General features: G+C 73.7%; 25 protein-coding genes and 1 riboswitch. Of the genes, 6 read left to right on the plus strand and 19 right to left on the minus strand.

Translation table 11 applies throughout. From position 1 onward, the window contains the following. The first annotated feature begins 24 nt into the window (after window positions 1–24). Window positions 25–693 carry an SDR family oxidoreductase gene (locus PZ894_RS05085; RefSeq protein WP_275743067.1) on the plus strand — a complete coding sequence of 223 codons (669 nt, stop codon included), beginning with the start codon at window positions 25–27 and terminating at the stop codon, window positions 691–693. Window positions 694–711: 18 nt separating this feature from the next. Here PZ894_RS05085 and PZ894_RS05090 read toward each other — a convergent pair whose 3' ends face one another. From PZ894_RS05090 to PZ894_RS05130, 9 genes are all read right to left on the minus strand, one after another. Next, on the minus strand, window positions 712–1,155 hold the full coding sequence (locus PZ894_RS05090; protein ID WP_275743069.1) for a Tad domain-containing protein: 444 nt from the start codon (window positions 1,153–1,155) through the stop codon (window positions 712–714). Then, window positions 1,142–1,603: a hypothetical protein gene (locus tag PZ894_RS05095; RefSeq protein ID WP_275743071.1), complete on the minus strand. Its 462-nt coding sequence runs from the start codon at window positions 1,601–1,603 to the stop codon at window positions 1,142–1,144. Before PZ894_RS05095 ends, PZ894_RS05090 begins: the two co-directional genes overlap by 14 nt. Beyond that, complete coding sequence (locus tag PZ894_RS05100) at window positions 1,600–1,986, minus strand: TadE family protein (protein ID WP_275743073.1); 387 nt, start codon at window positions 1,984–1,986, stop codon at window positions 1,600–1,602. The genes PZ894_RS05095 and PZ894_RS05100 overlap by 4 nt, the downstream gene beginning before the upstream one ends. Further along, a complete protein-coding gene (locus tag PZ894_RS05105; protein ID WP_275743075.1) occupies window positions 1,986–2,168 on the minus strand; it encodes a hypothetical protein in 183 nt (60 codons plus the stop codon). The genes PZ894_RS05100 and PZ894_RS05105 overlap by 1 nt, the downstream gene beginning before the upstream one ends. A 22-nt stretch (window positions 2,169–2,190) precedes the next feature. Continuing rightward, window positions 2,191–3,126, minus strand: coding sequence for a type II secretion system F family protein (locus PZ894_RS05110; protein ID WP_275743076.1), 936 nt, complete (start codon window positions 3,124–3,126; stop codon window positions 2,191–2,193). Beyond that, entirely contained in the window at window positions 3,123–3,974 is an 852-nt protein-coding gene (locus PZ894_RS05115; RefSeq protein WP_275743078.1) for a type II secretion system F family protein, read from the minus strand. The genes PZ894_RS05110 and PZ894_RS05115 overlap by 4 nt, the downstream gene beginning before the upstream one ends. Continuing rightward, window positions 3,974–5,257: an ATPase, T2SS/T4P/T4SS family gene (locus tag PZ894_RS05120; RefSeq protein ID WP_275743080.1), complete on the minus strand. Its 1,284-nt coding sequence runs from the start codon at window positions 5,255–5,257 to the stop codon at window positions 3,974–3,976. Before PZ894_RS05120 ends, PZ894_RS05115 begins: the two co-directional genes overlap by 1 nt. Before the next feature lie 101 nt (window positions 5,258–5,358). Further along, window positions 5,359–6,741, minus strand: a complete 1,383-nt coding sequence (locus PZ894_RS05125; RefSeq protein ID WP_275743082.1) for a hypothetical protein — start codon at window positions 6,739–6,741, stop codon at window positions 5,359–5,361. Then, the gene (locus PZ894_RS05130; RefSeq protein ID WP_275743084.1) at window positions 6,741–7,130 is read right to left on the minus strand and encodes a hypothetical protein; all 390 of its coding nucleotides are present in this window, start codon (window positions 7,128–7,130) and stop codon (window positions 6,741–6,743) included. The genes PZ894_RS05125 and PZ894_RS05130 overlap by 1 nt, the downstream gene beginning before the upstream one ends. A gap of 190 nt (window positions 7,131–7,320) precedes the next feature. Between PZ894_RS05130 and PZ894_RS05135 the strand changes: the two genes are divergently transcribed. Then, window positions 7,321–7,932 (plus strand): hypothetical protein, encoded by a 612-nt coding sequence (locus PZ894_RS05135; protein ID WP_275743086.1) that lies wholly within the window; start codon window positions 7,321–7,323, stop codon window positions 7,930–7,932. 6 nt (window positions 7,933–7,938) lie between these two features. On the opposite strand, the gene PZ894_RS05140 is transcribed toward PZ894_RS05135, so the two are convergent. The 10 genes from PZ894_RS05140 to PZ894_RS05185 form a co-directional block, all read right to left on the minus strand. Continuing rightward, window positions 7,939–8,499: an NlpC/P60 family protein gene (locus PZ894_RS05140; RefSeq protein WP_275743088.1), complete on the minus strand. Its 561-nt coding sequence runs from the start codon at window positions 8,497–8,499 to the stop codon at window positions 7,939–7,941. A gap of 5 nt (window positions 8,500–8,504) precedes the next feature. Further along, window positions 8,505–8,666, minus strand: a riboswitch (cyclic di-AMP (ydaO/yuaA leader). A 199-nt stretch (window positions 8,667–8,865) separates the two neighbouring features. Then, window positions 8,866–9,504: an ATP-binding cassette domain-containing protein gene (locus PZ894_RS05145; protein WP_275743090.1), complete on the minus strand. Its 639-nt coding sequence runs from the start codon at window positions 9,502–9,504 to the stop codon at window positions 8,866–8,868. Then, on the minus strand, window positions 9,501–10,334 hold the full coding sequence (locus tag PZ894_RS05150) for an ATP-binding cassette domain-containing protein (RefSeq protein ID WP_275743092.1): 834 nt from the start codon (window positions 10,332–10,334) through the stop codon (window positions 9,501–9,503). Before PZ894_RS05150 ends, PZ894_RS05145 begins: the two co-directional genes overlap by 4 nt. After that, window positions 10,321–13,086 carry a hypothetical protein gene (locus PZ894_RS05155; RefSeq protein ID WP_275743094.1) on the minus strand — a complete coding sequence of 922 codons (2,766 nt, stop codon included), beginning with the start codon at window positions 13,084–13,086 and terminating at the stop codon, window positions 10,321–10,323. The genes PZ894_RS05150 and PZ894_RS05155 overlap by 14 nt, the downstream gene beginning before the upstream one ends. Window positions 13,087–13,160: 74 nt before the next feature. Next, window positions 13,161–14,390: a histidine kinase dimerization/phospho-acceptor domain-containing protein gene (locus PZ894_RS05160; RefSeq protein WP_275743096.1), complete on the minus strand. Its 1,230-nt coding sequence runs from the start codon at window positions 14,388–14,390 to the stop codon at window positions 13,161–13,163. Further along, window positions 14,383–15,075: a response regulator transcription factor gene (locus PZ894_RS05165; RefSeq protein WP_275743098.1), complete on the minus strand. Its 693-nt coding sequence runs from the start codon at window positions 15,073–15,075 to the stop codon at window positions 14,383–14,385. Before PZ894_RS05165 ends, PZ894_RS05160 begins: the two co-directional genes overlap by 8 nt. 44 nt (window positions 15,076–15,119) lie before the next feature. Next, window positions 15,120–15,731, minus strand: coding sequence for a hypothetical protein (locus tag PZ894_RS05170; RefSeq protein ID WP_275743100.1), 612 nt, complete (start codon window positions 15,729–15,731; stop codon window positions 15,120–15,122). A gap of 384 nt (window positions 15,732–16,115) precedes the next feature. After that, window positions 16,116–17,018, minus strand: coding sequence for a non-homologous end-joining DNA ligase (gene ligD / locus PZ894_RS05175; protein ID WP_275743102.1), 903 nt, complete (start codon window positions 17,016–17,018; stop codon window positions 16,116–16,118). Continuing rightward, window positions 17,018–17,722 carry a L,D-transpeptidase family protein gene (locus tag PZ894_RS05180; RefSeq protein WP_275743104.1) on the minus strand — a complete coding sequence of 235 codons (705 nt, stop codon included), beginning with the start codon at window positions 17,720–17,722 and terminating at the stop codon, window positions 17,018–17,020. Before PZ894_RS05180 ends, ligD begins: the two co-directional genes overlap by 1 nt. Then, a complete protein-coding gene (locus PZ894_RS05185; RefSeq protein ID WP_275743106.1) occupies window positions 17,719–18,636 on the minus strand; it encodes a DNA ligase in 918 nt (305 codons plus the stop codon). The genes PZ894_RS05180 and PZ894_RS05185 overlap by 4 nt, the downstream gene beginning before the upstream one ends. Window positions 18,637–18,654: 18 nt before the next feature. Between PZ894_RS05185 and PZ894_RS05190 the strand changes: the two genes are divergently transcribed. Genes PZ894_RS05190 through PZ894_RS05205 form a run of 4 tightly spaced genes read left to right on the plus strand, consistent with a single transcriptional unit; the run spans window position 18,655 to window position 22,736 of the window. Further along, window positions 18,655–19,965: an NAD(P)/FAD-dependent oxidoreductase gene (locus PZ894_RS05190; RefSeq protein WP_275743108.1), complete on the plus strand. Its 1,311-nt coding sequence runs from the start codon at window positions 18,655–18,657 to the stop codon at window positions 19,963–19,965. Continuing rightward, window positions 19,965–20,900: a bile acid:sodium symporter family protein gene (locus PZ894_RS05195; protein ID WP_275743110.1), complete on the plus strand. Its 936-nt coding sequence runs from the start codon at window positions 19,965–19,967 to the stop codon at window positions 20,898–20,900. Before PZ894_RS05190 ends, PZ894_RS05195 begins: the two co-directional genes overlap by 1 nt. Next, window positions 20,897–21,802, plus strand: a complete 906-nt coding sequence (locus PZ894_RS05200) for an SDR family oxidoreductase (RefSeq protein WP_275743112.1) — start codon at window positions 20,897–20,899, stop codon at window positions 21,800–21,802. Before PZ894_RS05195 ends, PZ894_RS05200 begins: the two co-directional genes overlap by 4 nt. Before the next feature lie 4 nt (window positions 21,803–21,806). Beyond that, on the plus strand, window positions 21,807–22,736 hold the full coding sequence (locus tag PZ894_RS05205; RefSeq protein WP_275743113.1) for a Ku protein: 930 nt from the start codon (window positions 21,807–21,809) through the stop codon (window positions 22,734–22,736). Window positions 22,737–22,933 lie beyond the last annotated feature (197 nt).

Raw genomic sequence — 22,933 nt, forward strand, 5'->3', positions numbered from 1 at the left:
GTATCAAAAGCATACCGTGGCGCCATGACTGAACTCAGCGGACAGCGACTCCTGGTGATCGGCGGCGGACGGGGCATCGGCGCGGCGATCGCGACCCGGGCGCGTCGAGAAGGCATGGACGTGATCGTCGGGGTGCGCGACCCGCGGACGATCGAGGGCGGCGTACGCCTCGACCTGACCGACGAGGCCACGATCGCCACGGCCTCTGCACAGGTCGGCACCGTCGACCACGTCGTGACCCTCGGCTCTCTCCCCCACGACGCCCCCGTCGGCGAGCTCGACCACGACCGGATCGTCGCGGCGTTCGAGGCGAAGGTGATCGGACCGGTGCTGGTCGCGAAGCACGTCGAGATCCGACAGTCGATGACGCTCTTCGGCGGTGTCGTCGCCTGGCGGCCGGAACCCGGATCGACCATCAAGGGGATCACCAACGGTGCGGTCGACTTCGCCGCCCGCCACCTCGCCGCGAACCTCGCCCCGGTCCGCGTCAACGCGATCTCGCCGGGCGTCATCGACAGCGGCGTCTGGGACGGCAAGGGCGAGGCGAAGCCGGCGTTCCTCACCGGAGCCGCCGGCCGGACGCTCGTGGGGCGGTACGGCGAGCTGGACGACGTCGTCGACACGGCCCTCTGGCTGATGCGCTCGAGCTACGTCGACGGCCAGACCATCCACGTCGACGGCGGCCGACGCTGACCGACCGGCTCGCACCGCCTACGGCTCCGCGACGACCACGGCCGATCCCGTGGCTCCGATCGTCGCGACGTCTGGAGAGCCGGGCACGGTGAGCGGCAGGTCGAGCGGGGCGGTGACGTGGATCGTGACGGACGTGGAGGCCCGGTCGACGTCGACGTCGAAGGCGAGCCCCGGGTAGTCGGCGTACGCGCCCGACTGGACGAGGAACTCCCGCACCGACCCGCGGACCCGCTCCACGCTCAGCTCGAGCCGACCCTGCGGCACCCCTCCGGCGTACACCTCCTCGCCGGTCGCGCCGAGGTCGGCGGCCCGGAGCGCGGCGCCGTCGGCCACCGTGTCGAGGCCCTGGCGCTGGAGGTACGCCGCGGACACGTCGACGACGGTCGCGACGGCCATCGCGAGCACCAGCGCGAAGCCGACGATCAGCAGCGTCGTCTGACCGCGCTCGTCACGGCGCCGCATCCGCGGCCTCCTGGTACTGGCCGATCGGCACCGTGTGGGTCGAGTCGAGCGCGAAGCTCGGCGCGCCGCCACCGAGGATGTCGGGCATCAGCGGCAGGTCGACGCTCGACTCGACCACGACCGTGATGACGGAGGTGCCGCTGTGGCAGTCGTGGGGGTACGGGGCGCAGGTGATGTGCACGTCGAGGGCGGCGCCACCGATGCCCTGGTCCTCGAGCGCCTGGCGGGCCGCCGCCAGCGCACGCGCCGAGCCGGTCGCGTCGTCGGGCGCCAGCGCATAGGCACGACCGGCGGCCCGGGCGGCGCCCGAGACGGCGAACGCGCCGCGCTGCACCTCGAAGACCGAGACCACGATCCACAGCATCGGCACCAGCAGCAGGATGCCCAGCCAGCTCAGCTCGACCAGCGCACTGCCCCGCTCGTCGCGCCGGCGCCCGGGCGCCCTCATGGCGGCTGCTCCTCCACCGCGCGACCGGTCACCTCGAGCGCGATGCCGGGCCCGCCGATCCCCAGCGCCGGCACCACTGCCCGCACGGTCACCGCAACGCCCGGCGCCCCCTCGACCGTCGCGGGATGGGCGGAGACGTCCCGCGCGAAGCGGCCCGAGATCGCGCCGTCGATCTGGTCGCGGGTCCGGGCCGCACCGTCGGCCGGCCCGCGGTCGAGGGTCGCGGCGTACCGAGCTCCCTCGGACGCCGCGGACGCGAGCGTGTTGCGCACGAGCAGCACCAGCGCGACCTGCAGGATGCCGAGGAAGATCGGCACCAGCACGACCAGGACGAGCACGAAGTCGACGACCGCCGACCCGCGCTGGTCCGGCCGCCGGCGCACTACCGCACCTTGGCGAGCGCCGAGCTGACCATGTCCTGCAGGGCCGGGCCGGCGATCGCCGTGATGCCGACGACCAATCCAGCGGTCATCACGGTGATCATCACCCAACCGGGCACGTCACCACGCTCGTCGCGGTCGCGTGGGGACAGCCAGGCCACGAGGGCGAGGACGAGTTGGTTCATCGGCTTCCTCCTAGGTGGGACGTCAGGGGGTGGTCAGGGAGAGCCCGACGACGCCGGGCCAGAACGCGAAAAGCACGGTCACGGGCAGGACCAGGAAGACGACGGGCACCATCATCAGCACCTCGCGGCGGGCGGCCGACTCGATCAGCTCGCGGCGCCCGGCCTCGCGCACATCGGCGGCCTGGGCGTGCAGCACGTCCGCGAGCGGCGTGCCGCGCTCGACCGCGACCGCGACCCCCTGGGCGAAGCGCGACACGATCGGCAGCCCGCTGGTCGCCGCCAGGGCGTCGAACGCCGACGCGACCGGCTCACCGGTGCGGATGGCGGCGAGCACCCGGGCGAGGTCGCGCGAGAGCTCGCCGCCGCTGCGTCGTACGACGCGGTCGAGCGCCATCACCGGGCTCTCGCCGGCCGCGACGGACAGGGCCAGCAGCTCGGCGACCGTCGGGAACTCGGCGAGGATCTGCCGCTCGCGTCGACGCACCTGGCCGCTGAGGTGGTTGTCGCGGGCCAGCACCCCGGCCACGAACGCGATCGCGCACGCGACCACCCACAGCAGCACGTTGCCCGGCTGGGCGAGGGTGCGGAGCACGGCAACGGCCGCCGCGACGGCGAAGGCGACCAGCCCCCAGACGACCTGCTCGATCCGGAGCTCGTGCACGCTCTTGTCGATGCCCGCACGAGCGAGCCGGCGCTCCACCGAGCTCGCGCCGCCGAGCACCCGCTCGACGCCGTCGGCCGCTGAGCGCAGCACGGGGCCGAAGACGCCGACCGCCGCCGACGTGGGCGGCGGGCTCAGCCGCGGGCCGGCACCGTCGAGCGTCGGCAGGTCGCGCACGTAGGGCAGCACCCGCAGCGCCAGGTGTGGGCGCCGGATCGCCCGGACGCGGACCGCGACGAGCAGCAGCCCGGCGGCCGCGAGGGCTCCGAGGAACGCGCCCCACGTCGCGAGGGTCATCCGAGGATCCGCCGCTCGACCGGGAGCCGACCGATCCGCATCATCAGCCGGTAGGCGACCAGGCAGACGGCGGCCCCGACGACGAGGACGACCACGCCCACGGGCGAGGCGTAGCGACGGATCACGTCGTGCTGGAACGACATCAGCAGCAGCACCAGCCACGGCGACGCGACCGCGAGCCGGGCTCCGTTGACGGTCCAGGCCTGGCGCGACTCCATCTCGGAGCGGGTGCGAAGATCCTCGCGCAGGTAGGTCGAGAGGTTGCGCAACAGCCGGCCGAGCTCGCCGCCGCCGACCTCCCGCGCGACCCGGAGACCCTCGACCACGCGGTCACCGACGGGGTCGGCGAGCCGGTCCTTGAGCCGGTCCAGCGACTCCCCGAAGCGACCGGTCACCTGGTAGTCGAGGGCGAACTGGTCGAAGGCCGGGCGCAGCGGCGTGGGCCCGCGGACCGCGAGGCCCGCCAGGGCGTCGGGCAGCGACATGCCCGCCCGGACCGCCGAGGTGAGGTTGTCCACGGCCTCGGGCCACACCTCCGCGAGCTCCCGCTGACGCCGACGCGCTCGACCGGTCACCACCGCGACCGGGAGGTAGCCGCCCATCGCGCCGAAGGCGAGCGCCACCGGCGGCGTACCCGACACGACCTGCATCAGCAGCGCCGTCACGGCACCGCAGACGACGCAGAGCAGCACGAAGCCCGCCACGGACACCTGGCCGAGCCCCGCGCGGGCGAGCAGCTCCGTCGTACGCCGTGCCCGCGCGGCCTCGCGCGGGCGGCGCGGCAGGAAGAACGCACTCCAGACCAGCAGCAGGCCGATGCCGACCCCGAGTCCGACGAGCGCACCCATCAGGAAGCCCCGGTCAGGATCCGGTGCACGTCGATGCCGGCCCGCTCGAAGCGCTCGAGGTGGGGCGGCAGCCCGCCCGTGCGTCGCAGCTCGCCGGCCCGACGGTCGAAGACCGGCTCGGTCTCGATCACGTCCTGCTCCACCCGCCCGGGGACGCCCACGATCTCGTTGACGCGACGCACGCCCCGCTCGTCGACGCCCAGGTGCACGACCAGGTCGACCGACGCGGCGACGGTCGGGACCACGAAGCGCGCGGAGATGTTCTCGCCGGCCAGCAGCGGCAGCGTGCACATCTTGACCAGCGCCTCGCGGGCGCTGTTGGCGTGGATCGTGCACATGCCCGGCAGCCCGGCGTTGAGGGCCAGGAGCAGGTCGAGGCACTCCTCGGCGCGCACCTCGCCGACGACGATGCGGCTCGGCCGCATCCGCAGGCTCTCCTTGACGAGGTCGCGCAGCCGGATCTCGCCGGTGCCCTCGAGCCCGGACTGCCGTGTCTGCAGGGCCACCCAGTCGGGGTGCGGGAAGCGCAGCTCGAAGACCTCCTCGGCCGACACCACCCGGTCACCGCCGGGGATCGAGGCCGCGAGGCAGTTGAGCATCGTGGTCTTGCCGGCCTGGGTGCCACCCGCCACCAGGATGTTGAGGCCCGCGCGCACCGATGCCTCCAGGAACGACGCGGCGCTCGGCGTCAGGCTGCCGAGCTCGACCAGCTCGCCGAGCCGGCCGGCGCGGAGGACGAACTTGCGGATGTTCACTGCCGAGAACCCGCGGCTGATGCCCTCCAGCACGACGTGCAGGCGGTGCCCCTCGGGGAGCATGGCGTCGACGAACGGGCTGCTCACGTCGATCCGGCGGCCGCTCGACTTCAGCATCCGCTCGACCAGCTCCCGGACCTGCGCACCGGTGAGGACCAGCGTGGTCAGCTCGTGGCGCCCGTTGCGAGCGATGAACACCCGGCTGGGGTCGTTGATCCACACCTCCTCGACGGTCGGGTCGTCGAGGAACGCCTGCAGCGGCCCGAAGCCCGAGACCCGCGCCATCAGCTCGCCCACCACCGCGCCGACGTCGGGCACCGGGGCGACGGCACCGGTCAGGCTGCGCTCGTCGTGGTCGCGGACGACACTCTCCGCGATCCGCCGCACCAGCGCGGGGTCGCGTTGGGGGTCGACGCCCTCGCGGCGCACCAGCTCGCGGACGTGCTGGTCGAGCTGCTCGACGAGGTCGCCGTGCGCGTCGTGGGCACGGTCAGCGGTACGGCGCGGCGCCGGTTGGGTCAATGACATGCGGTTCCCCCGAGCTGGATCCTTGCCGCCAGTCTCTCCGCCGACCCGCCCACCGAAACAGCCCCGATCTGCTGCCTGTGGACAACGTCCGATTCAGTCCCTCAGTCCAGGACGCCGGGCGCCGCTCCCTCGTCGTCGACCCAGTCCTCGCCGGCGTCGAAGAGCTCGCGCTTGCGCCCCTTCTCGTCGTCCTTGCCGCGTCCGGCGCGACCGCCGGCACCGGCGCCTGCACCGGTGCGGCCGCCCGCACCCGCACGGCCCGAAGCACCCGCACGGCCCGAGGCGCCCGCCCGACCCGGCGCGCCCGCCCGGCCGGAGGCACCCGCGCCCGAGCGCCCGGCCGCTCCGGCCCCGGCCCGCCCGGTCGCACCCGTCGCGCCGGCACGACCACTGGCACCGGCGGCTCCGGCCGCCCGACCGAGGGTGCCGGCAGAGCCGGCCCGGGCCGTGCTGCCGATGCCGCGCACGGCGCTCGCCGCCGTGCCGCGACCCGCGGAGGCGGCGGTCGCCGACGCACCCGGGAACAGCCCGCCCTTGAGGGCCCCGGTGAGCTTGGCGCCGATCAGGCCGGCGGCAGCGCCGCCGCCGACGGCGCCCGCCGCTCCACCGATGCCGCCGAGACCGGGCACGCCGCCGCTCTCGCCCGCGCCGCCGGTGCCGCCGACGTCGGCGACGTCGGCGACGACCGGCGTGTTGGTGAACGTGAAGTCCGGCACGGACGTCCCCGCGCCCGGCCCCCCGCCGCCGTGGCCGGGTGTGCCGGCCTGACCGCCCGGGTCGGCCGGCTGCCAGACCGGGTCCCGCCCGGGCTCCCCGACCGGTTCGCCGACGACGGCGACCAGGTCTGCGTCCCTGCCTCCGCGCCCGCCCGGTGCGGCGACGGCGTGGCCGCTCATGCCACCCGGCATGCCGCCCCCACCTCCGCCCCCGCCGGCCGGAGGCGGCGGAGGAGGCGGCGGGTCGGGCTCGCCGTGGATCTGCTTCATCGTCGCGGTCGACTCCTGCAACGCGTCGTCGAGGGCGTCGGCCGCGGCCCGTGCCTTCTCCTCCTGGTCCGCGAAGGCCCGCGCCGCCGCCTGCTCCCGCGCCTTGCTCTTCGCCTGGGCGTCGAGCTCGTCCTTGGTCGGGTTGCCGACGGGAGCGCGGTACGGCGTCGGCTGCGCGATGTCCTGCATGCCCTTCTCGGCGTCCTTGGCGGTCTTGAGCGCCCCGCCGGCGTCCGAGAGCGCCGTCCGTCCCTTGCGGAGCACGTCGGCCTTGGCCCGCATCGCCTTCGCCGACCTCGCGAACGCCTGCTTGACCGCGGGCCCGGTCTCACCTCCGACCGCGCCCGCGACGTCCTGCCCCGACCCGTCCAGGTAGGTCGCGATCTGGTCGAGGAGCATCCCGCACTTGTCCCACTCGCCCGACACGGTCCCGATCGACGCCTCGTCGGCACCCTGCACCGCCTGGCGCAGTCGGTCGACCTGTGGTCCCACCGCCATCAGAGGTCACCCCCGCCGTCGTTGTGCAGGTCGTGGGAGTCGAGGTGGCTGCCAGCGTCGAGCAGCTCGCGCTTCCGGGAGGGCGTCAGGTCGGCGGCCGCCTGGAAGTCCCGCTCGCTCAGGTCCTTCGCGAAGCCGTCGAGGTTCTGCGCGTAGGCCTGGAGCCCCGCGGCCATCTCGTTCAGCGCGTCGACGACGTGCTGGTGGGCGACGCTGGTGTGATGCTCGAGCCCGTGGCCCCTGGCCGAGGCCCCGAACACTCCGGCACCGGTCTCCATCGGGCTGCCGTTCTTCACGGTGCCCGCGTGTTCCTCCAGGATGTCCCGGCACTGGTCGACCAGTTCCTCCGGCAGACCCAGGACGTTCTGCAGCATGTCCAGCGGTAGCATGCGGTCTCTTGCCCTTCCCCCGTGCAGAAGCATCGTCGTTCGATCGAACCTTCGCGGGTGGACCTGCCCGGTCTCCGACGGGCTGAAACCTCCGGTTCCAGCCCACCTCGCGGTCGAGTTTCCGTACGACGCGACGCGGTTAGAGTGACAGCGCCGGGACCGACCGGCGATCTCGGACCAGGAGGCCGGAGTGGCTCGTCGAACCCGTCACCGCGCGGCCGCCGCCGCGGCGCTCGCGACCCTCCTGCTGCCGCTGGCCGCCTGCGGCGACGACGACCCACCGGCCGGCGACGACCCCGCGTCGACGAGCAGCCCGTCGGAGCCGGAGGACGAGTCGACCTCGGCAGAGCCGAGCGAGGAGCCGTCGGTCGAGGCGGCGACGGGGCCCCTGCTCGAGATGCCCAACGTCCAGGTCAACGCACCCGAGGGCTGGAAGAAGGGTCGCGCGTTCATCGACATCCAGACAGATGCGCACAACGCCGGCTCGACGGCGATGGTCGTCCTCGCGTCCATCGAGCTGCCCGCCGCCGACATCGAGACCCCCCTCGCCGAGCAGATGAAGAGCGCGATCCGCACCTCGTCGAAGAAGCCGCCGCCGACGGCCAAGGACCCGGTCGAGCTCGGCGGCGTCGAGTGGTACCACATCTACTCCGACGGAGGCTCCGACACGAGCGAGGACATCTACGGTGTCGACCACGGCGGCTACCAGACGAGGCTCACCTTCAGCTTCGCCGACGAGGTGCCGCTCGCGGAGCAGCAGGAGACCACCGCGTCGGTGCTGGCCTCCCTCGCGTGGCGCTGACCGCGGTCAGCGGAAGCGCAGCGTCCCGGCGAACCAGGAGTCGGTCCACAGCGGGTCGGTGCGCACCCGGGTGCCGGAGTACGGCGCGTGCAGCACCATCCGGCGGCCGTGGAACCAGCCGGCGAACACGCCGACGTGGTAGACGCCGCCCCCGCCGGTGAAGAAGATCAGGTCGCCGCGCCGCATCGCCGCCCGGGGGATGTGCCGGGCGAAGCCGGCCTGACCCGCCGACGTCCGCGGGATGCCGCCGAAGCCGGCGCGGCGGAAGCTGTAGAACGTCAGGCCCGAGCAGTCGAACCGGTTCGGCCCGGCGCCGCCGTAGCCGTACGGGTCGCCCTTCTGCGCCACCGCGGTGCGCATCGCCCTCTCGACGCGGCTGGGCTTGTGCTTGGGCTTGTGCTTGTGCGTGGGCTTGTCGTGGTGACGGGCCACCTTCTCGGCCGGTGCCGAGTGCGCCTCGGTCATGGGCGCGGAGGTGAGCAGGCCGACGGCGAGGGCGCCGCTGACGAGGGCGCGGGCACCGGTGCGGGTGCACGCGCGCAGGATGACGGGCAGGGCTGTGGACATGTGCGTGGTTCCTTCCCACGCCTGCGAGGTGAGCTGTCGGGTTCGGACAGGAAGGTGTCCGGCCGCCGTCAGGCGGCTTCACCCCGAGCGACCGGATGGCCGCGAAGAACTTGGGTCCCCCACTCCTGCCCGTGCTGGTTCACTCGTCGGTCGGGCGCGTGCCGCGACCAGGCGGACCGGTGCCACGGGCGGGCAGGACTCGGCGTGCCCGGGACCGGGTGTGCTTGGTGCAATCGTCAACGACGCTACCCACCGGGCGCCGCAGATCCACAACCCGGCGACCGCCGATTCCGTGGCGCTCGCCACATCGCCCGCGTGGATCCGCACCGGACCTGGACGCAGATCACAGAGTCCGAAGGCTGTCATTCACGACCGGACGCGCCCCTCGTCGAGCCGCACCACCCGGTGCGCGACCTCCCAGATGCGCTGGTCGTGGGACGCGACGAGGACGGCCGACCCCGCGCGAGCGGCGTCCGCCAGCACGCCGGTGACCTGGGTGACGTGGTCGTCGTCCTGGTGACCGGTCGGCTCGTCGAGGACGACGAGTCGGGGCGCGAGCACGAGCGCCCGGGCGACCGCGACCCGCTGCTGCTCGCCGAGCGAGGTCTCGGTCACCCCACGACGCGCGAACGCGGCGACGTCCAGCGCCTCGGCCAGGCGCGCGAACGTCGCCGCCGGGTCGTCCCTCCCGCGCAGCGCCGGCAGGGCGACGTTGTCGTGCACCGAGAGGCCGGCGAGCAGGCCGTGCTGCTGAGGGACCACCGCGATCCGCGCCCAGTCCGCGATGTCGGAGGTCGGGGCGCCGTCGAGGGTCGCCGTCCCGCGCTCGGGTCGTTCGATGCCGGCCGCGAGGTGGCAGACCGTCGACTTGCCGGACCCCGACGGCCCGGCGAGGGCGAGCAGCTCGCCCGGCGCGACCGTCAGCGAGACGTCGTGGAGCACCTCGACGCGACCGGTCCCCGCGCCGTACCCGTGCCGGACGGCGCTCAGCTCCAGGGCCGTCATGCCTCGCTCCTCGGAGGCCGCAGGCGTACGCCGTCGCCGTCCTCCTCGACCACCACGCGTCGCGAGGGGAAGAGGTCGAGCAGCGCGGGCGGCAGCTGGAGCCGGCCGGTCGCGTCGATCACGGCGGTGGTGTCGCGGCGGGTCGTCTCGCTCGACAGCACGCCGTGCCGGAGCCGGAGCAGGCGGTCGCCGCGGTGCATGATCCGCTCGTCGTGGCTGCTGATCACGACCGCGGCCCCGGCTCCGGCGACGGCCAGCAGCGCGTCGACGACGAGGTCGGCGTTGGCGTGGTCGAGCTCGGCCGTGGGCTCGTCGGCGACGACCAGGCTCGGCGAGCCCGCGAGGGCGACCGCGACCGCGAGCCGCTGCTGCTCACCGCCCGAGAGCGCGGCCGGCAGGTGGTCGGCCCGGTGGTCGAGGCCGACGGAGGCGAGGGCGTCGAAGGCGCCGTCGCGGGCGCCCCGCCAGGCGCCGACCTGGCGGACCTGGTCCACCGCGCGCAGGTGGGGGAACACCCCGAGCGACGAGCGCTGCGGCACGAACCCGATCCGCTCCCGCCGCAGGGTGCGCAGCTGCCGCGTCGACGCGACGCCGACGTCGCTGCCGAGCACGGTGAGCCGACCCGCGCTCGGGCGGTCGCGCGCTCCGAGCAGGGTCAGCAGGCTGCTCTTGCCGGAGCCGGAGGGGCCGGCGACGACCGTGAGCGCGCCCGGGTGGACCTCCAGGCCGATGCCGCGCAGCGCATGGGTCTCCCCCGTCGCCGAGCGGAAGACCTTCACCAGGTCCGCACAGCTCGCCGCCGGGTCGACCACGGCCTCAGACGCCGGCACGGAGCACCTCCGCGGGGTGCCGACGCCGCGCCCGCCAGGCGCCGAGCAGCCAGGCGACCAGCACGGTGACGACGAGCACCACGGCGAGCACGACGACGTCGACGAGTCCGGGCCGGGGCCGGGTGAGGGGCGGCACGGTGGCGGTGGCGTCGACGATGGTCGGGACGAGCACGAGCACGCCCGAGGCGAGGACCGCGGCGAGCACCGCGGTCGCCACGGCGTACCCGACCTCCCACGCGCGGGAGCGGGCGAGCTCCGCGGCCCGCCAGCCCATCCGACCGAGCAGCACGTCGGAGACGGAGTCGCGGTCGGCCAGGCGCAGGGCGAGCACGAGCGCACCGGCCACGGCGAGCACGAGCACGACGACGCCGAGGGCGAGCACGTAGCCTGCCGCCCAGGTCGAGGCGACCAGGCCGCCGCCGACCTGCGCCTGGGCCCGGGTCGACACCTCACCGTCGGTCGAGATGCCGGCGCCGGCGAGGCCGCGGCGCAGCACGTGGGCCGAGTCGCGCGACCAGACCTCGGAGGTGAAACCCCCGGCGTCGTCGCTGGTCGAGCCGCGGCGCCCCGGGTGGACCGTCGGCAGCACCAGGCGGAAGAGCCGCAGGGCGTCGGCGACGACCGTGACGCCGCCGGTCTCGGTCTCCGACCCGGGGAAGGCCGCGACGACCCCCACGACCTGGAACGGGATCTGGAACTCCGAGCTGAAGTCGAGCGTGCCCCGGTCGCCCGCCTCGAGGTCGGTCTCCCCGGCCAGGAGCACGGGGAGCCCCTCCGCCTCGCGGTCGAGCTGCGGCAGCAGCTCGCGGCCGGCGTCGAGCTCGCCCGAGGCGCCCCAGTCGGCCACGGCGGCGAAGGAGTCCGGGTCGACGGCCATCAGCGGCTCGGCGCCGAACTCCGGGGGCAGGGCCGCCGCGCCCCGCCACACGATCGACGTGTCGTCGGCGGGCGGCGTGACGAGACGCGCCGTACGCGCCCCCTTGCTCCCGCCACCGCGGAAGTCCTCGGCGACCTCGATCGTCGTGGCGGCGCCGGCGAGCGCGGCGGTCTTGTCGGTGACGCCCTCGTCGATGCCGCGGTGCACCGTGAGCGCGTAGGCGAAGAGTCCCAGGCCGACGGCGACGACCGCGGTGAGGGCGGTGACCTCGCGCACCACGGGTCCGGTCCGGCGGGTCGCCAGCCAGCGCGCCCCGCCCGGCCGGGCGCGGGCCGGGCGTCGCGAGCGCAGCCAGGCGACCGCACGGGCGACGAGCACGGCGACCGACCCCGCGACCAGCACGGGGAGCGCCATGGTCAGCGGTGCCTCCGCACGGTCGGTGACGTCGATGGTGAAGACCGCGACCGCCACGGCCGCCGTCGCCGCCAGCAGTGCGGCCGTCCACGGCACGGCGCGGCGGCCCCGGCCCAGCAGCGAGAGGCGGGCGAGGCTGTCGGTGCCGACGGCGGAGAGCGCCGCGGTCCCCACCACCAGGGCCAGACCGACGCCGGCCGCGACCGCCGCCCGCACCACGTCGTCGCGGGCGACGACGAGGCCCGCCTCGGTGGGCGGGCCGGCCGTCAGCACGCCGAGGCACGCCAGGCCGAGCCCGAGGGGTACCGCGAGCAGCGCGACCGGCAGCGCCTCGAGGCCGGCCAGGGCGGCGAGCCGCGAGGGGCGCAGGCCGAGGCCGGAGACCAGCAGCTGCTCGCGGCGGCGGCTGCGACCCAGCAGCACCCACGCCGCGACGAGCAGCGCGGCGGCCAGCACCTGGCCGGCGACGGCGTAGGGCCGCACCTGGTCCCGCGCGGTGCGGGCCGTCCCGTCGGTCTCGAACGCGATGTCGGGCAGCCCGGTGAGCACGTCGAGCTCCGCCCCGCCGGGCGGCTTGGTGGCGCCCAACGCTCCGTAGAGGGGCTCGCGGGAGTCGAAGGCGTCGTCGGCGAGGCGCTGGACCTGCGTGACCGCGGCGGCCGCGTCGTCGGGGTCGATGCCGGGCTCGATCGCCAGGTCGGCCAGGTAGAGCGGGGCCTCCCCGGCCTCGACCACCAGCCGGTCGAACGCGCGCCGGCCGGCGATCGCGAGCGGGGTCTGCTGGGTCGGGTCGTCGGGGTCGAAGGGCACGAACCACCGGTCGGAGTCGGGGTCGTCGGCGAGCGCGGCGGGGAGCGCCGAGCCGGGCGCGGTCTCGTAGGTGCCCGCGAGGGTCGTGCGGGCCAGCGTCGGAGGCGTCTGCGTGAGGAAGGTCTGCACCAGTCCGAGCCGGAGTCGGTCTCCGGGCTCGAGCCCGAGGTCGCCGGCGACGTCCGCGGCGAGCCAGACCCCGTCGGCGTCCTCGTCGCCGCCGAGGGCGGCGACGGCGCCGTCGCGGTACCAGATCTCCGAGGGGCGGGTGCGGCCGTCGGCCTGCACGACCGCCCGGCGGGTCCGGTTCTGCGCGACGCCCGACGCCGTGACGACGGGCGCGCCGTACCCGCGCAACGCGTCGAGTCGGTCCATCAGCAGCGCGTCTCCGTCGGCGAGGAGGACGCCGTCCCAGGTCGCCCGCAGGTCGGCCGACTCCGGGCCGTACGGCGCGCCCGCCACCGCCCGCAGCCCCTCGGCGAGCGCCGTCGCCCGGGCGGTCGCCGCGAACATCGGGGGTGCGACGACCGACGCCACGAAGAGCGTCGCGGCCACGAGCACGAGCAGCAGCCAGCCCGGCGTACGCGGCAGCCGCAGCGGCGCCGCCCGCCACAGCGCCCCGCGCCTCACACGGGCGGGGGCGCGGGTCACGGCGTCAGCCTACGGATGTGGGAGCGCTTCCACCACACACTTCCGCAATGTCGCCGGGCGCCATCTCCGCGACGTCATCGCCGCGGCAGCAGCACGTCGATGCCGTCGGCGGGGTGGTCGCCGGTGACCCGACCGCCGAGGGCCTCGACGACGACCCGGACCTGGCTCATCCGGTCGACGGTCTCCCCGCCGAGGTCGGCCTCGGGGGTCCGGTCCGCGCACAGCACATGGATGCGCAGGTACCCGGCGGCCTCGCCGTGGAACACGATCCGGACCGCACCCTTGCCACGACGGACCACGTCGGCGAGCAGCAGGTCGGTGGCGTGCTCGATCGGCCCCGGCGTGTAGGTCAGCGCGAGGTCGCCCTCGACGGCGGCGGTGAGCGCCCGGTTGCGCGCCGCGAGGCGGTCGGCCCAGCGCTGCGCGAGCTGGGTCGACAGGTCGGACAGCGGGACCTCCGCCCCCACCACGAGGCTGCCGCGGCGGGTGATCTCGACGAGCTCGGTGGCGACCTCGGCGACCTCCTCGACCCGGGCGAGGCACCGAGCGACCGTCTCCTGGGCGTCCGCGGGCAGGTCGTCGCGCAGCGAGAGGTCCTCGAGCTCGAGCCGGATGCCGGTCAACGGGGTGCGCAGCACGTGCGAGGCGTGCTCGGCGAACGCGCGCTCGCGGTGGACGCGGTCCTCGAGGGCGAGCGCACTCGAGCGCAGCGCGTTGGCGATCGCGCGCGCCTCGGGGATGCGGGTGCTCGGGAGGTCGAGGTCGAAGCGGCCCCGACCGAGCGCGGCGGCGGCGACCGCCAGCTTCTGGAACGGCGCCGACAGGGCCGCGGCGACGACGAGGCCGGCCAGGCCGGCGACGACGGCGATCAGCAGGAAGAGCGCCGCGACCGCCCCGAGGTTGCGTCCGACGACGTCGCGGACCACCGACGGCGACTGGCTGACGGTGACCCGGGCGTCGTCGTCCCCGTCGACCGCGGCCGTCGCCGAGATGTCGCCGCTCGCGTCGTCGTCCGTCTCGCCTCCGTAGTCCTCGCCGGTGACGACCACCTCGGTGCCGTCACCCGACGCGAGGACCAGCCGGTCGTCCGAGCCGACCATGGTCTCGAGGAAGTCCTCGTCGACGCTGCCGCCGGTCTGCTGCCGGTCGGCGACGAGCGCGGCGACGAGCTCGGCCTGCTGGCCCAGCTGGTCGGCCACCTGCTCACGGACGAGGTCGCGCTGGACGTAGGTCCGGACCAGCCCGGCACCGAGCAGCAGGACGACCGTGAGGACGATGAAGGCAGCGGTCAGGCGCTCACGCATCGGGGGTGCCGCCCTCGAGGCGGAACCCCACGCCCCGGACAGCGACGACCCGATCCGTCACACCCACGCTCTCGAGCTTCTGGCGCAACCGGCCGATCGTGACGTCCAGCGTCTTGGTCGAGCCGTACCAGTTCTCGTCCCAGACGTCGGCCATCAGCCGACCGCGCGAGACCACCTTGTCCCGGTTGGCCGCAAGGATGCTCAGCACCTCGAACTCCTTGCCGGTCAGCGGGACCTCCTCGGCACCGGCGAAGACCCGGTGCGCCTCGACGTCGATGCGCAGCCCGTCGTCGGCCTCGTCGTCCCCACCGCCGATCGCGGCGGAGGTACGGCGCAGCAGGGCACGCACCCGCGCCTGCAGCTCGGCCAGTCCGAACGGCTTGGCCAGGTAGTCGTCGGCGCCGTAGTCGAGACCGACCACCCGGTCGAGCTCGCCGGCCCTGGCGGTGACGATGATGATCGCGCCCTGGTAGCCGGCCTCCCGGGCTCGACGGCAGACCTCCAGCCCGTCCATGTCCGGGAGCCCCAGGTCGAGGATCACCAGCTCCGGCGACGTCTCGAGCGAGTCGAGCGCCTTCTGGCCGCTCTCGACCCACTCGACGTCGTAGCCCTCGCGCTCCAGCGTGCGGACGAGGGGAAACGCGATGTCCTCCTCGTCCTCCACGACCAGGACCCGGTGCGCCATGGGAGCGAGCATAGGGGCACGAGTGAGCTCGCCGGCCGCACTCCTCACGGTTCCCGCCTCTCGGACCGGACGACCTCCCGGGCGCGGGCGGGAGTCGTGACCGGCTCGGCGGGGCCCTCGGCCGGCCGCAGCGACGGCGTACGGCGGCGGTGTCGCTGCGCGCCGAGCGCCACCAGCACCAGTGCGGAGCCCACCGTGAGCGCCCAGCCCACCGGGTTGAGGTGGAGGAGGTAGGCCCAGCCGACCCAGGGGACCGCGAACTCGACCCGCCGCAGCGTCGGCTCCTCGGGGCGCAGCGTCCACGGGTCTGCCGTGGGCACCGCGTCACCTCGCGTGACGATGCCCTCGGGCCCGGTCGCCACGATCCTGTGGGTCACCATGGCGTCCCCATCGGCAGCGCCGGGTCGCTGGTAAGTGATGACGTCGCCGACCCGGAGGTCGCTGACGGGGACGATCCGCTCGAACGCGATCGAGCCGCGCGAGAGGCCGCCGTCGCGCGGGCCGTCCATCGAGGACCCGGTGATGACGACGCGCTCGAGACCCAGGCCGATCGGGAGCAGCACGAGGACGGTGACCGGCGCGATCAGCACGACGAGCAGCACCCACCGCCCCCAGGGCGTCGGCGCCGGGGGGCGGGGAGCGGTGGTGATCTCCATCGTCGTGCTCTCCGAGAAGTTGCGGGGTGGTGGGAAACGACCCGTCCGTCCGGCGCGTCCCCCGAGCGCCGGACCGACAGGCCGGTCCCTTCGGGACGCCGTGCGTCGCTTCCCCCCAGATGCGTCGCACGGATCGCCCGTGTCGGTCTGACGGTGACCGTCCGCGCTCCCCCCAGAGGCGCGGGCGGCCCACCTTCATTCCGGGGACCGGTCGGCCCAACGGCGCGACGGTCCCAGCTCTTCACTTGTGCGCCGGCAGGTTGCCGATGCAGGCAGCCCGTCGGCGTGTGGTTTCACGCTAGGAGGGGCGCGTCCACGTCCAGGCAACACGAGCTCCACGTCGTACCCACTATTCGGTAACAGCCGCCGGCCGCGGTCCGTCTGCTACCCGGCGAAGAGGTCGCCGTGGTCGGCGATCCGCTCCAGCACCTGCTCGGGCGCGAGCTGCTCCAGGCCGAGCGGGTCGTCGGCGCCCTCCTCGACCTCGTCCCAGCCCACGGGCGTCGCGACCGTCGGCCGGTCGCGACCCCGCAGGGAGTACGGCGAGATCGTGGTCTTCGAGCCGGCGTTCTGCGACCAGTCGAGGAAGACCTTGCCACCCCGGCGCGCCTTGGTCATCGTCGCGGTGACCAGCTTCGGGCGCTCGCCCTGGAGCTCCTCGGCGACCTCCTTCGCCAGCGCCGTCGACTCGTCCGACGGCAGCCGGTCGGGCAGGTCGGCGTACAGGTGCAGGCCCTTGCTGCCGCTGGTGACCGGCTTGGCGACGAGGTCGCGCTCCGCGAGCTTGTCGCGCACGAGCAGGGCGACCTGGCAGCACTCGTGGAGCCCGGCGGGCTCGCCGGGGTCGAGGTCGACGACGAGGCGGTCGGCGCCGCGGGGCCGGCCGTTCTCGCCGACCGTCCACTGGTGGACGTGCAGCTCCAGCGCGGCGAGGTTGACCAACCAGGTGAGCGTCGCGAGGTCGTCGACGATCGGGAAGACCAGCGTGTCGCTCGAGGACTGGGCGCGCGAGCCCGTGGTGGGCACCTTCGCCGTGCGCACCCAGCTCGGGGTGCCGGCCGGGGTGTTCTTCTCGAAGAAGCTGGCCTCCTGGACGCCGTGCGGCCAGCGGATCCGGGTCACGCAGCGGTCGCGCAGGTGCGGCAGCATCACCGGAGCGACCTGGGCGTAGTAGTTGAGCACCTCGCCCTTGGTGTAGCCGGTGCGGGGGTAGAGCACCTTGTGCAGGTTGCTGAGCGTGAGGGTCCTGCCCTCGACGTCGACGCGGACCTCTTCCTTCTCCGGCATCAGCGGCCGATCGCGATCACGGGCCGGTGGTCGGGGTCGAGGCGCTTCATCAGCCGGGCGATGTACCAGCGCGGCGCGCTCACGCACCCGGCGGTCGCGCCGCTGCCGTTGACGTGCAGGAAGATGCCGGCGCCGCGGTGCCGGACCTGTCCCCTGTTGAAGCTCATGACGATCGACCACTCGTACTGACTGCGGTAGTCGGTCAGGCGCTCCGACGCGTTGGCGGCGCTGCTCGGGAGCCACCAGCGGAAGCCGCCCTGGCGCTGGTTGCGGTAGCGGTTGTAGTGCGGCGACGCGTTGTCCTGCACCCAGAAGTCCCCGCGGCGCACCTTCCGGTAGGGCAGGTCCCACGCGTCGTCGCGCGCGTGCATGCCGAAGGCCCAGGGCAGGTCGTAGGTGCCCGACGGTGTCGTGCCGGTGTTCTGGCGACGCCGGTGGCCGGGCACGAGGCCGCCGTACCCGATGCGACCGTCGGTGGCCCGCATCCGCTGCTCCCAGCCGTCGCCGGTCAGCGCCCAGAGCGTGACGCGGGCGTGGTAGCCGGCGGTGCGGTTGACCGTGACGACCTGGCGGGTGCCGTCGCGGAGACGAACGTCGACCCCGTCGAGGCGGATCTCGGTGCGTTCGGCGCCGGCGGGAGCGGGGGCGAGGAGCACGGCCGCGGCGACGACCAGCGCGAGCAGGAGTCGGATCGGCCGGTTCACAGGTCCTCCGGGGCGAGGTCGGTGCGGACCCCCTGGAACGAGGGCTGGCGCAACCGGTCGTACCCACGACCGTGCGTGTCGATGTCCACGACGAGGACCGGCTCCAGCCAGCGCGTGCCCACGGCGTCGACCCGGGGGACCTCGTCGGCGAACGGGCTGTCGGCGCGCCCCAGCCCGGCGACCAGGCCGGCCAGCGCGGCGCCCTGCCTCGGGCCGATCCCGCTGCCCACGCGGCCGCGATAGAGGAGCCCGTCGGGCGTCGGCTCCCCGACGAGCAGCGCCGCCAGCCGGTCGGTCGAGCCCTCCTGGGGGCGCCAGCCGCCGACGACGTACGAGAGCCGATGGCGGTGGGCGAGCTTGAGCCAGTGCGGGGTGCGCTCGCCGGGGCGGTAGGTCGAGTTCCGGCGCTTGCTGACCACCCCCTCGAGACCCTGCTGGAGGGTGGCGTCGAAGAGCATCGCGCCGTCGTCGTACGCCGCGGGGACCTGCCATGCGCCGTCGAGACCGAGACCCTCGAGCGCCAGGCGTCGTTTCTCGTACGGCTCGCCCGACAGGTCACGGTCGTCGAGGCGCAGCAGGTCGAAGACCATGTAGATCGCCGGGACCTTCTCGGCCAGCCGGGCCGCGGTGGTCGCCCTGCGGACGTGCATCCGCTCCTGGAGCGTGCGGAAGTCCGGCAGGCCGCGGTCGTTGAGCGCGATGATCTCCCCGTCGACGACCAGGTCGCGGCCGCCGAGCGGGCTGGTGGCGAGGTCGGGCCAGGCGAGGGTGATGGCGTTCTCGTTGCGGCTGGTCATCCGCAGCGTGCCACCGCGGACGCTCGTGATGGCCCGGACGCCGTCCCACTTGACCTCGTGGGTCCACGCGTCGCCGGTCGGGACGCGGGCACCCCGGGTGGCGAGCATCGGACGCATGACGACATCATGCCCGGCGTGACCGCTGACACATCCCCTGGCACCTACGCCGTGATCGGTGCCGGACCCTCCGGTCTCGCCGCCGCCCGCAACCTGCAGCGGCTCGGCCTCCCGTGGGCGGGCTACGAGCTCGCCGAAGGCGTCGGCGGGCTGTGGGACATCGGCGGCCCCCGCAGCACGGTCTACGAGTCGGCGCACCTGATCTCCTCGAAGCGGACCACGGAGTTCACCGAGTTCCCGATGCGCGACGAGGTCGCGGACTACCCCTCCCACCGGGACCTGCTGGGCTACTTCCGCGACTTCGCGTCGACGTACTCCCTGACGGACGGGTTCGCCTTCGGCACCGAGGTCGTCGAGGCGAAGCCCTCCGGGGACGGCGGCTGGCTCGTCGTGTCGGAGGGGCCGGACGGCAGGGTCGAGCGTCGTCACGCGGGCGTCATCGCCGCGAACGGGACGCTGAGCGAACCGTCGGTGCCTTCGTTCGAGGGCACCTTCGACGGCGAGGTGCTCCACACCAGCGCCTACAAGTCGCCGACGGTGCTCGCGGGCAAGCGGGTGCTGATCATCGGCGCCGGCAACTCCGGCTGCGACATCGCCGTCGACGCCGTGCACCACGCGGCGTCGGTCGACATGTCCGTGCGGCGCGGCTACTACTTCGTGCCGAAGTACCTCTTCGGCAGGCCCGCGGACACCCTCAACCAGGGCCGGCCGCTGCCGCCGCGGATCAAGCAGGCGATCGACTCGCGGGTGCTGAGGCTCTTCACCGGCGACCCGGTGAAGTTCGGCTTCCCGAAACCGGACCACAAGATCTACGAGTCGCATCCGATCGTGAACTCGCTGGTGCTGCACCACCTCGGCCACGGGGACCTGTCCGTGCGGCCCGACGTGCGTCGGCTGGACGGCGACGGGGTCGTCTTCGCGGACGGCTCGCGGACGGCGTACGACGTGGTCGTGCTGGCGACCGGCTACCACCTCCACTACCCGTTCCTCGACCCCGCGCTGCTGCGCTGGGCGGGCCGCGGGAGCGCGCCGGACCTCTACCTCAACATCTTCACGCAGGAGGACCCGAACCTCTTCGTGCTCGGCATGATCGAGGCGTCGGGCATCGGCTGGCAGGGCCGCTACGAGCAGGCCGAGCTGGTCGCGTCGTACCTCCAGGCGCGCTCGGCTCGGCCCGACGCAGCGCGGGGGCTCGAGGCCCGCGTCGCCGGGCCGCGACCGGACCTCTCGGGTGGATACCGCTACCTCGGCCTGGAGCGGATGTCCTACTACGTCAACAAGGACGCCTACCGCTCCGCGGTGCGCGCCGAGATCGAGAGGCTGGCCTGATGCTCCTGCCACTGGCGACCGACGTCGACGACATCCGGATCGTCTTCGAGGAGAGCTCGCTGACGACGCTGAAGATCGTGATCGGGGCGATCCTCTTCGGCATCGCGCTCGACACCAGGCTCGAGGACTTCGTCGCGGCGGCCCGCCGGCCGTTCGCGATCGCGGTCGGCGTGCTGGTGCAGTTCATCGCGCTGCCGGCGATCACCTTCGTGCTCACGCTGGTGCTCGACCTGCGCGGGTCGGTGGCGCTCGGTCTGATCCTCGTGGCCTGCTGCCCGCCCGGCAACGTCTCCAACATCCTCACCCACCGCGCCGGTGGCGACGTCGCGCTCTCGGTGTCGATGACCGCGGTGAGCAACGTGCTCGCGATCTTCCTGATGCCGCTCAACGTCGCCTTCTGGGGCAACCTGCACCCGACCGGTCAGGACGTGCTCGAGGACATCTCGCTGAGCGCCACGGACATGCTCGTCGAGGTGGGCCTGGTGATCGGCGTGCCGTTCGTCGCCGGCATCGCCATCGCCCGGCTGTGGCCGCGGATCGCCGCCGCCGGTCACCGGGTGATCGGCCCGATCTCCTACCTCGCGCTCGCCGGCATCATCGTCATCGGCGTCGCGAACAACTGGGACATCTTCGTCGACTACATCGGCGTCGTGCTGGTCGCCGTCTTCCTCCACGACGCGCTCGCGCTGCTGCTCGGGTACGGCGTCGGGCGCGCCGCGCGCCTGCCCGCGGGGAGTGTGCGGGCGATGACGTTCGAGGTCGGCATCCGCAACGCCGGCCTGGGGCTCCTGCTGGTCTTCACCTACTTCGACGGCCTCGGCGGGATGGCGCTGGTCGCCGCCTGGTGGGGCATCTGGGACATCATCGCCGGGCTCACGCTCGCCGTCGCCTGGCGGCGCGTGCGCGGGGCGGCCCCGGTGGGGGTGGCGGCATGAGGGTGCTCGTCACCGGCGGCGGTGGCTTCCTGGGCAGCTCGGTGGTCCGCGGGCTCGCGGCCGCCGGCCACGACGTGGTGAGCACCGACCTCCGACCGCCCGCGGTCGTCATGGACGTGACGTCCGAGGCGGACGTCTCGGGCGTGATCGCGTCGGTGCAGCCCGAGGTCGTCGTGCACCTCGCGTCCATCGTCACGCCCGGCCCGGGCTCGACGCGGGAGCTCGAGTACGCGGTCGACGTGACCGGCACCCGACACGTGCTCGACGCCTGCGTCGCGCACGGCGTGCGCCGGGTCGTGGTGTCGTCGAGCGGCGCGGCGTACGGCTATCACCCCGACAACCCGGAGTGGATCACGGAGGACCAGCCGGTGCGCGGCAACGTGGAGTTCGCCTACAGCCATCACAAGCGGCTGGTCGAGGAGATGCTCCCGTCGTACCCGTCGCTCGAGCAGGTGGTGCTGCGCATCGGCACGATCCTCGGGGCGACGGTCGACAACCAGATCACGGCGCTCTTCGAGCGCAAGCGGCTGCTGCGGATCCGCGGCTCGGAGTCGCCGTTCGTGTTCGTCTGGGACGAGGACGTGGTGGCGATCATCCAGCAGGCGGTGACCGGCCCCGTGATGGGTGTGTTCAACGTCGCCGGCGACGGTGCCCTGACGATCTCCGAGATCGCGGAGCTGCTGGGCAAGCCGGTACTGACGATCCCGGAACCGGTGCTGCGCGGGGCGCTCGCGGTCGGGTCGCGGCTCGGGCTCACGCCGTACGGGCCGGAGCAGACGATGTTCCTCCGCTACCGCCCGGTGCTCTCCAACGAGCGCCTGAAGACGGTCTTCGGCCACACGCCGTCACGCACCTCGCGAGAGGCGTTCGATGAGTGGAGGCTTGCGCGGCGGTCATACTGACACCATGCGAGCAATCTGGAAGGGCGCCGTGTCGTTCGGGCTGGTCAGCGTGCCCGTGAAGCTCTACGCCGCCACCGAGTCCCACGACGTGTCGTTCCGTCAGGTGCACGCCAAGGACGGCGGGCGCATTCGCTACCAGCGCGTCTGCTCGCTCGACGGCGAGGAGGTCGCGTACGCCGACATCGCCAAGGGCTACGAGACCGAGGACGGCGAGATGGTCATCCTCACCGACGACGACATGGCCGAGCTGCCGTCGACGTCGTCGCGGGAGATCTCGGTGGAGAAGTTCGTGCCGTCCGACCAGATCGACCCGATGCTCTTCGAGAAGTCCTACTACCTCGAGCCGGAGAAGTCCGGCGCGAAGCCCTACGCGCTGCTGCGTCAGGCCCTCATCGACGCCGACCGGATGGCCGTCGTCACCGTGGCGCTGCGGCAGCGCACCACGGTCGGCGTGCTGCGGGTGAAGGAGGACGTGATCGTGCTGCAGACGATGATGTGGCCCGACGAGATCCGCACCCCCGACTTCTCCGTCGAGACCGGCGACGTGAAGCCGGCCGAGGTCAAGATGGCGAACATGCTCGTCGACACCCTCGCCGGCGACTTCGACGCCGCGGAGTTCGAGGACGACTACGCCGAGGCCGTCGAGGCCCTCGTCAGGACGAAGATCGAGGGCGGCGAGGTCCAGCGCACGGAGACCTCCACCAAGACCTCCGGCGAGGTCGTCGACCTGCTCGCCGCCCTGCAGCGCTCCGTCGAGTCCGCCAAGAGCGCCCGCGGCGAGTCGTCGTCCGAGGACGAGGACGAGGACGAGAAGCCGACCAAGAAGGCGGCCGCGAAGAAGGCCGCCAAGAAGGCCCCGGCCAAGAAGGCGGCCGCGAAGAAGACCGCCAAGAAGTCGACGACCAAGAAGGCAGCCGCCAAGAAGGCCAGCTGACGCGCCGCGCACCCAGCTGCGGTGGTTGAGGAAGGCGCTTCGCGGTGGTTGAGGAAGGCGCGCTGGCGCCTGCCTCGAAACCACCGCAGGGTGGTCGCGTACGTCGAGCCGGGCTCGGTGCCCCGGAACCAGTGATTGTTGGCGTCCTCCCCGCGGCGCCAGTATTCGTCCTCCGCCAGTGCGGTCAAGGGTTCGCT

The organism is Nocardioides sp. YIM 152315 (assembly GCF_029210375.1).
Lineage (GTDB): Bacteria > Actinomycetota > Actinomycetes > Propionibacteriales > Nocardioidaceae > Nocardioides.

Excerpts from the sequence above, each read along its gene's own strand:
- PZ894_RS05130 (WP_275743084.1), bottom strand. The coding sequence starts at position 7,130 with ATGCTACCGCTGGACATGCTGCAGAACGTCCTGGGTCTGCCGGAGGAA.
- PZ894_RS05170 (WP_275743100.1), bottom strand. The coding sequence starts at position 15,731 with ATGGAGATCACCACCGCTCCCCGCCCCCCGGCGCCGACGCCCTGGGGG.
- PZ894_RS05140 (WP_275743088.1), bottom strand. The coding sequence starts at position 8,499 with ATGTCCACAGCCCTGCCCGTCATCCTGCGCGCGTGCACCCGCACCGGT.
- PZ894_RS05160 (WP_275743096.1), bottom strand. The coding sequence starts at position 14,390 with ATGCGTGAGCGCCTGACCGCTGCCTTCATCGTCCTCACGGTCGTCCTG.
- ligD (WP_275743102.1), bottom strand. The coding sequence starts at position 17,018 with ATGCCGGAGAAGGAAGAGGTCCGCGTCGACGTCGAGGGCAGGACCCTC.
- PZ894_RS05115 (WP_275743078.1), bottom strand. The coding sequence starts at position 3,974 with ATGGGTGCGCTCGTCGGACTCGGGGTCGGCATCGGCCTGCTGCTGGTC.
- PZ894_RS05185 (WP_275743106.1), bottom strand. The coding sequence starts at position 18,636 with ATGCGTCCGATGCTCGCCACCCGGGGTGCCCGCGTCCCGACCGGCGAC.
- PZ894_RS05085 (WP_275743067.1), top strand. The coding sequence starts at position 25 with ATGACTGAACTCAGCGGACAGCGACTCCTGGTGATCGGCGGCGGACGG.
- PZ894_RS05120 (WP_275743080.1), bottom strand. The coding sequence starts at position 5,257 with ATGTCATTGACCCAACCGGCGCCGCGCCGTACCGCTGACCGTGCCCAC.
- PZ894_RS05145 (WP_275743090.1), bottom strand. The coding sequence starts at position 9,504 with ATGACGGCCCTGGAGCTGAGCGCCGTCCGGCACGGGTACGGCGCGGGG.
- PZ894_RS05195 (WP_275743110.1), top strand. The coding sequence starts at position 19,965 with ATGCTCCTGCCACTGGCGACCGACGTCGACGACATCCGGATCGTCTTC.
- PZ894_RS05200 (WP_275743112.1), top strand. The coding sequence starts at position 20,897 with ATGAGGGTGCTCGTCACCGGCGGCGGTGGCTTCCTGGGCAGCTCGGTG.
- PZ894_RS05165 (WP_275743098.1), bottom strand. The coding sequence starts at position 15,075 with ATGGCGCACCGGGTCCTGGTCGTGGAGGACGAGGAGGACATCGCGTTT.
- PZ894_RS05105 (WP_275743075.1), bottom strand. The coding sequence starts at position 2,168 with ATGAACCAACTCGTCCTCGCCCTCGTGGCCTGGCTGTCCCCACGCGAC.
- PZ894_RS05110 (WP_275743076.1), bottom strand. The coding sequence starts at position 3,126 with ATGACCCTCGCGACGTGGGGCGCGTTCCTCGGAGCCCTCGCGGCCGCC.
- PZ894_RS05090 (WP_275743069.1), bottom strand. The coding sequence starts at position 1,155 with ATGCGGCGCCGTGACGAGCGCGGTCAGACGACGCTGCTGATCGTCGGC.
- PZ894_RS05205 (WP_275743113.1), top strand. The coding sequence starts at position 21,807 with ATGCGAGCAATCTGGAAGGGCGCCGTGTCGTTCGGGCTGGTCAGCGTG.
- PZ894_RS05125 (WP_275743082.1), bottom strand. The coding sequence starts at position 6,741 with ATGGCGGTGGGACCACAGGTCGACCGACTGCGCCAGGCGGTGCAGGGT.
- PZ894_RS05095 (WP_275743071.1), bottom strand. The coding sequence starts at position 1,603 with ATGAGGGCGCCCGGGCGCCGGCGCGACGAGCGGGGCAGTGCGCTGGTC.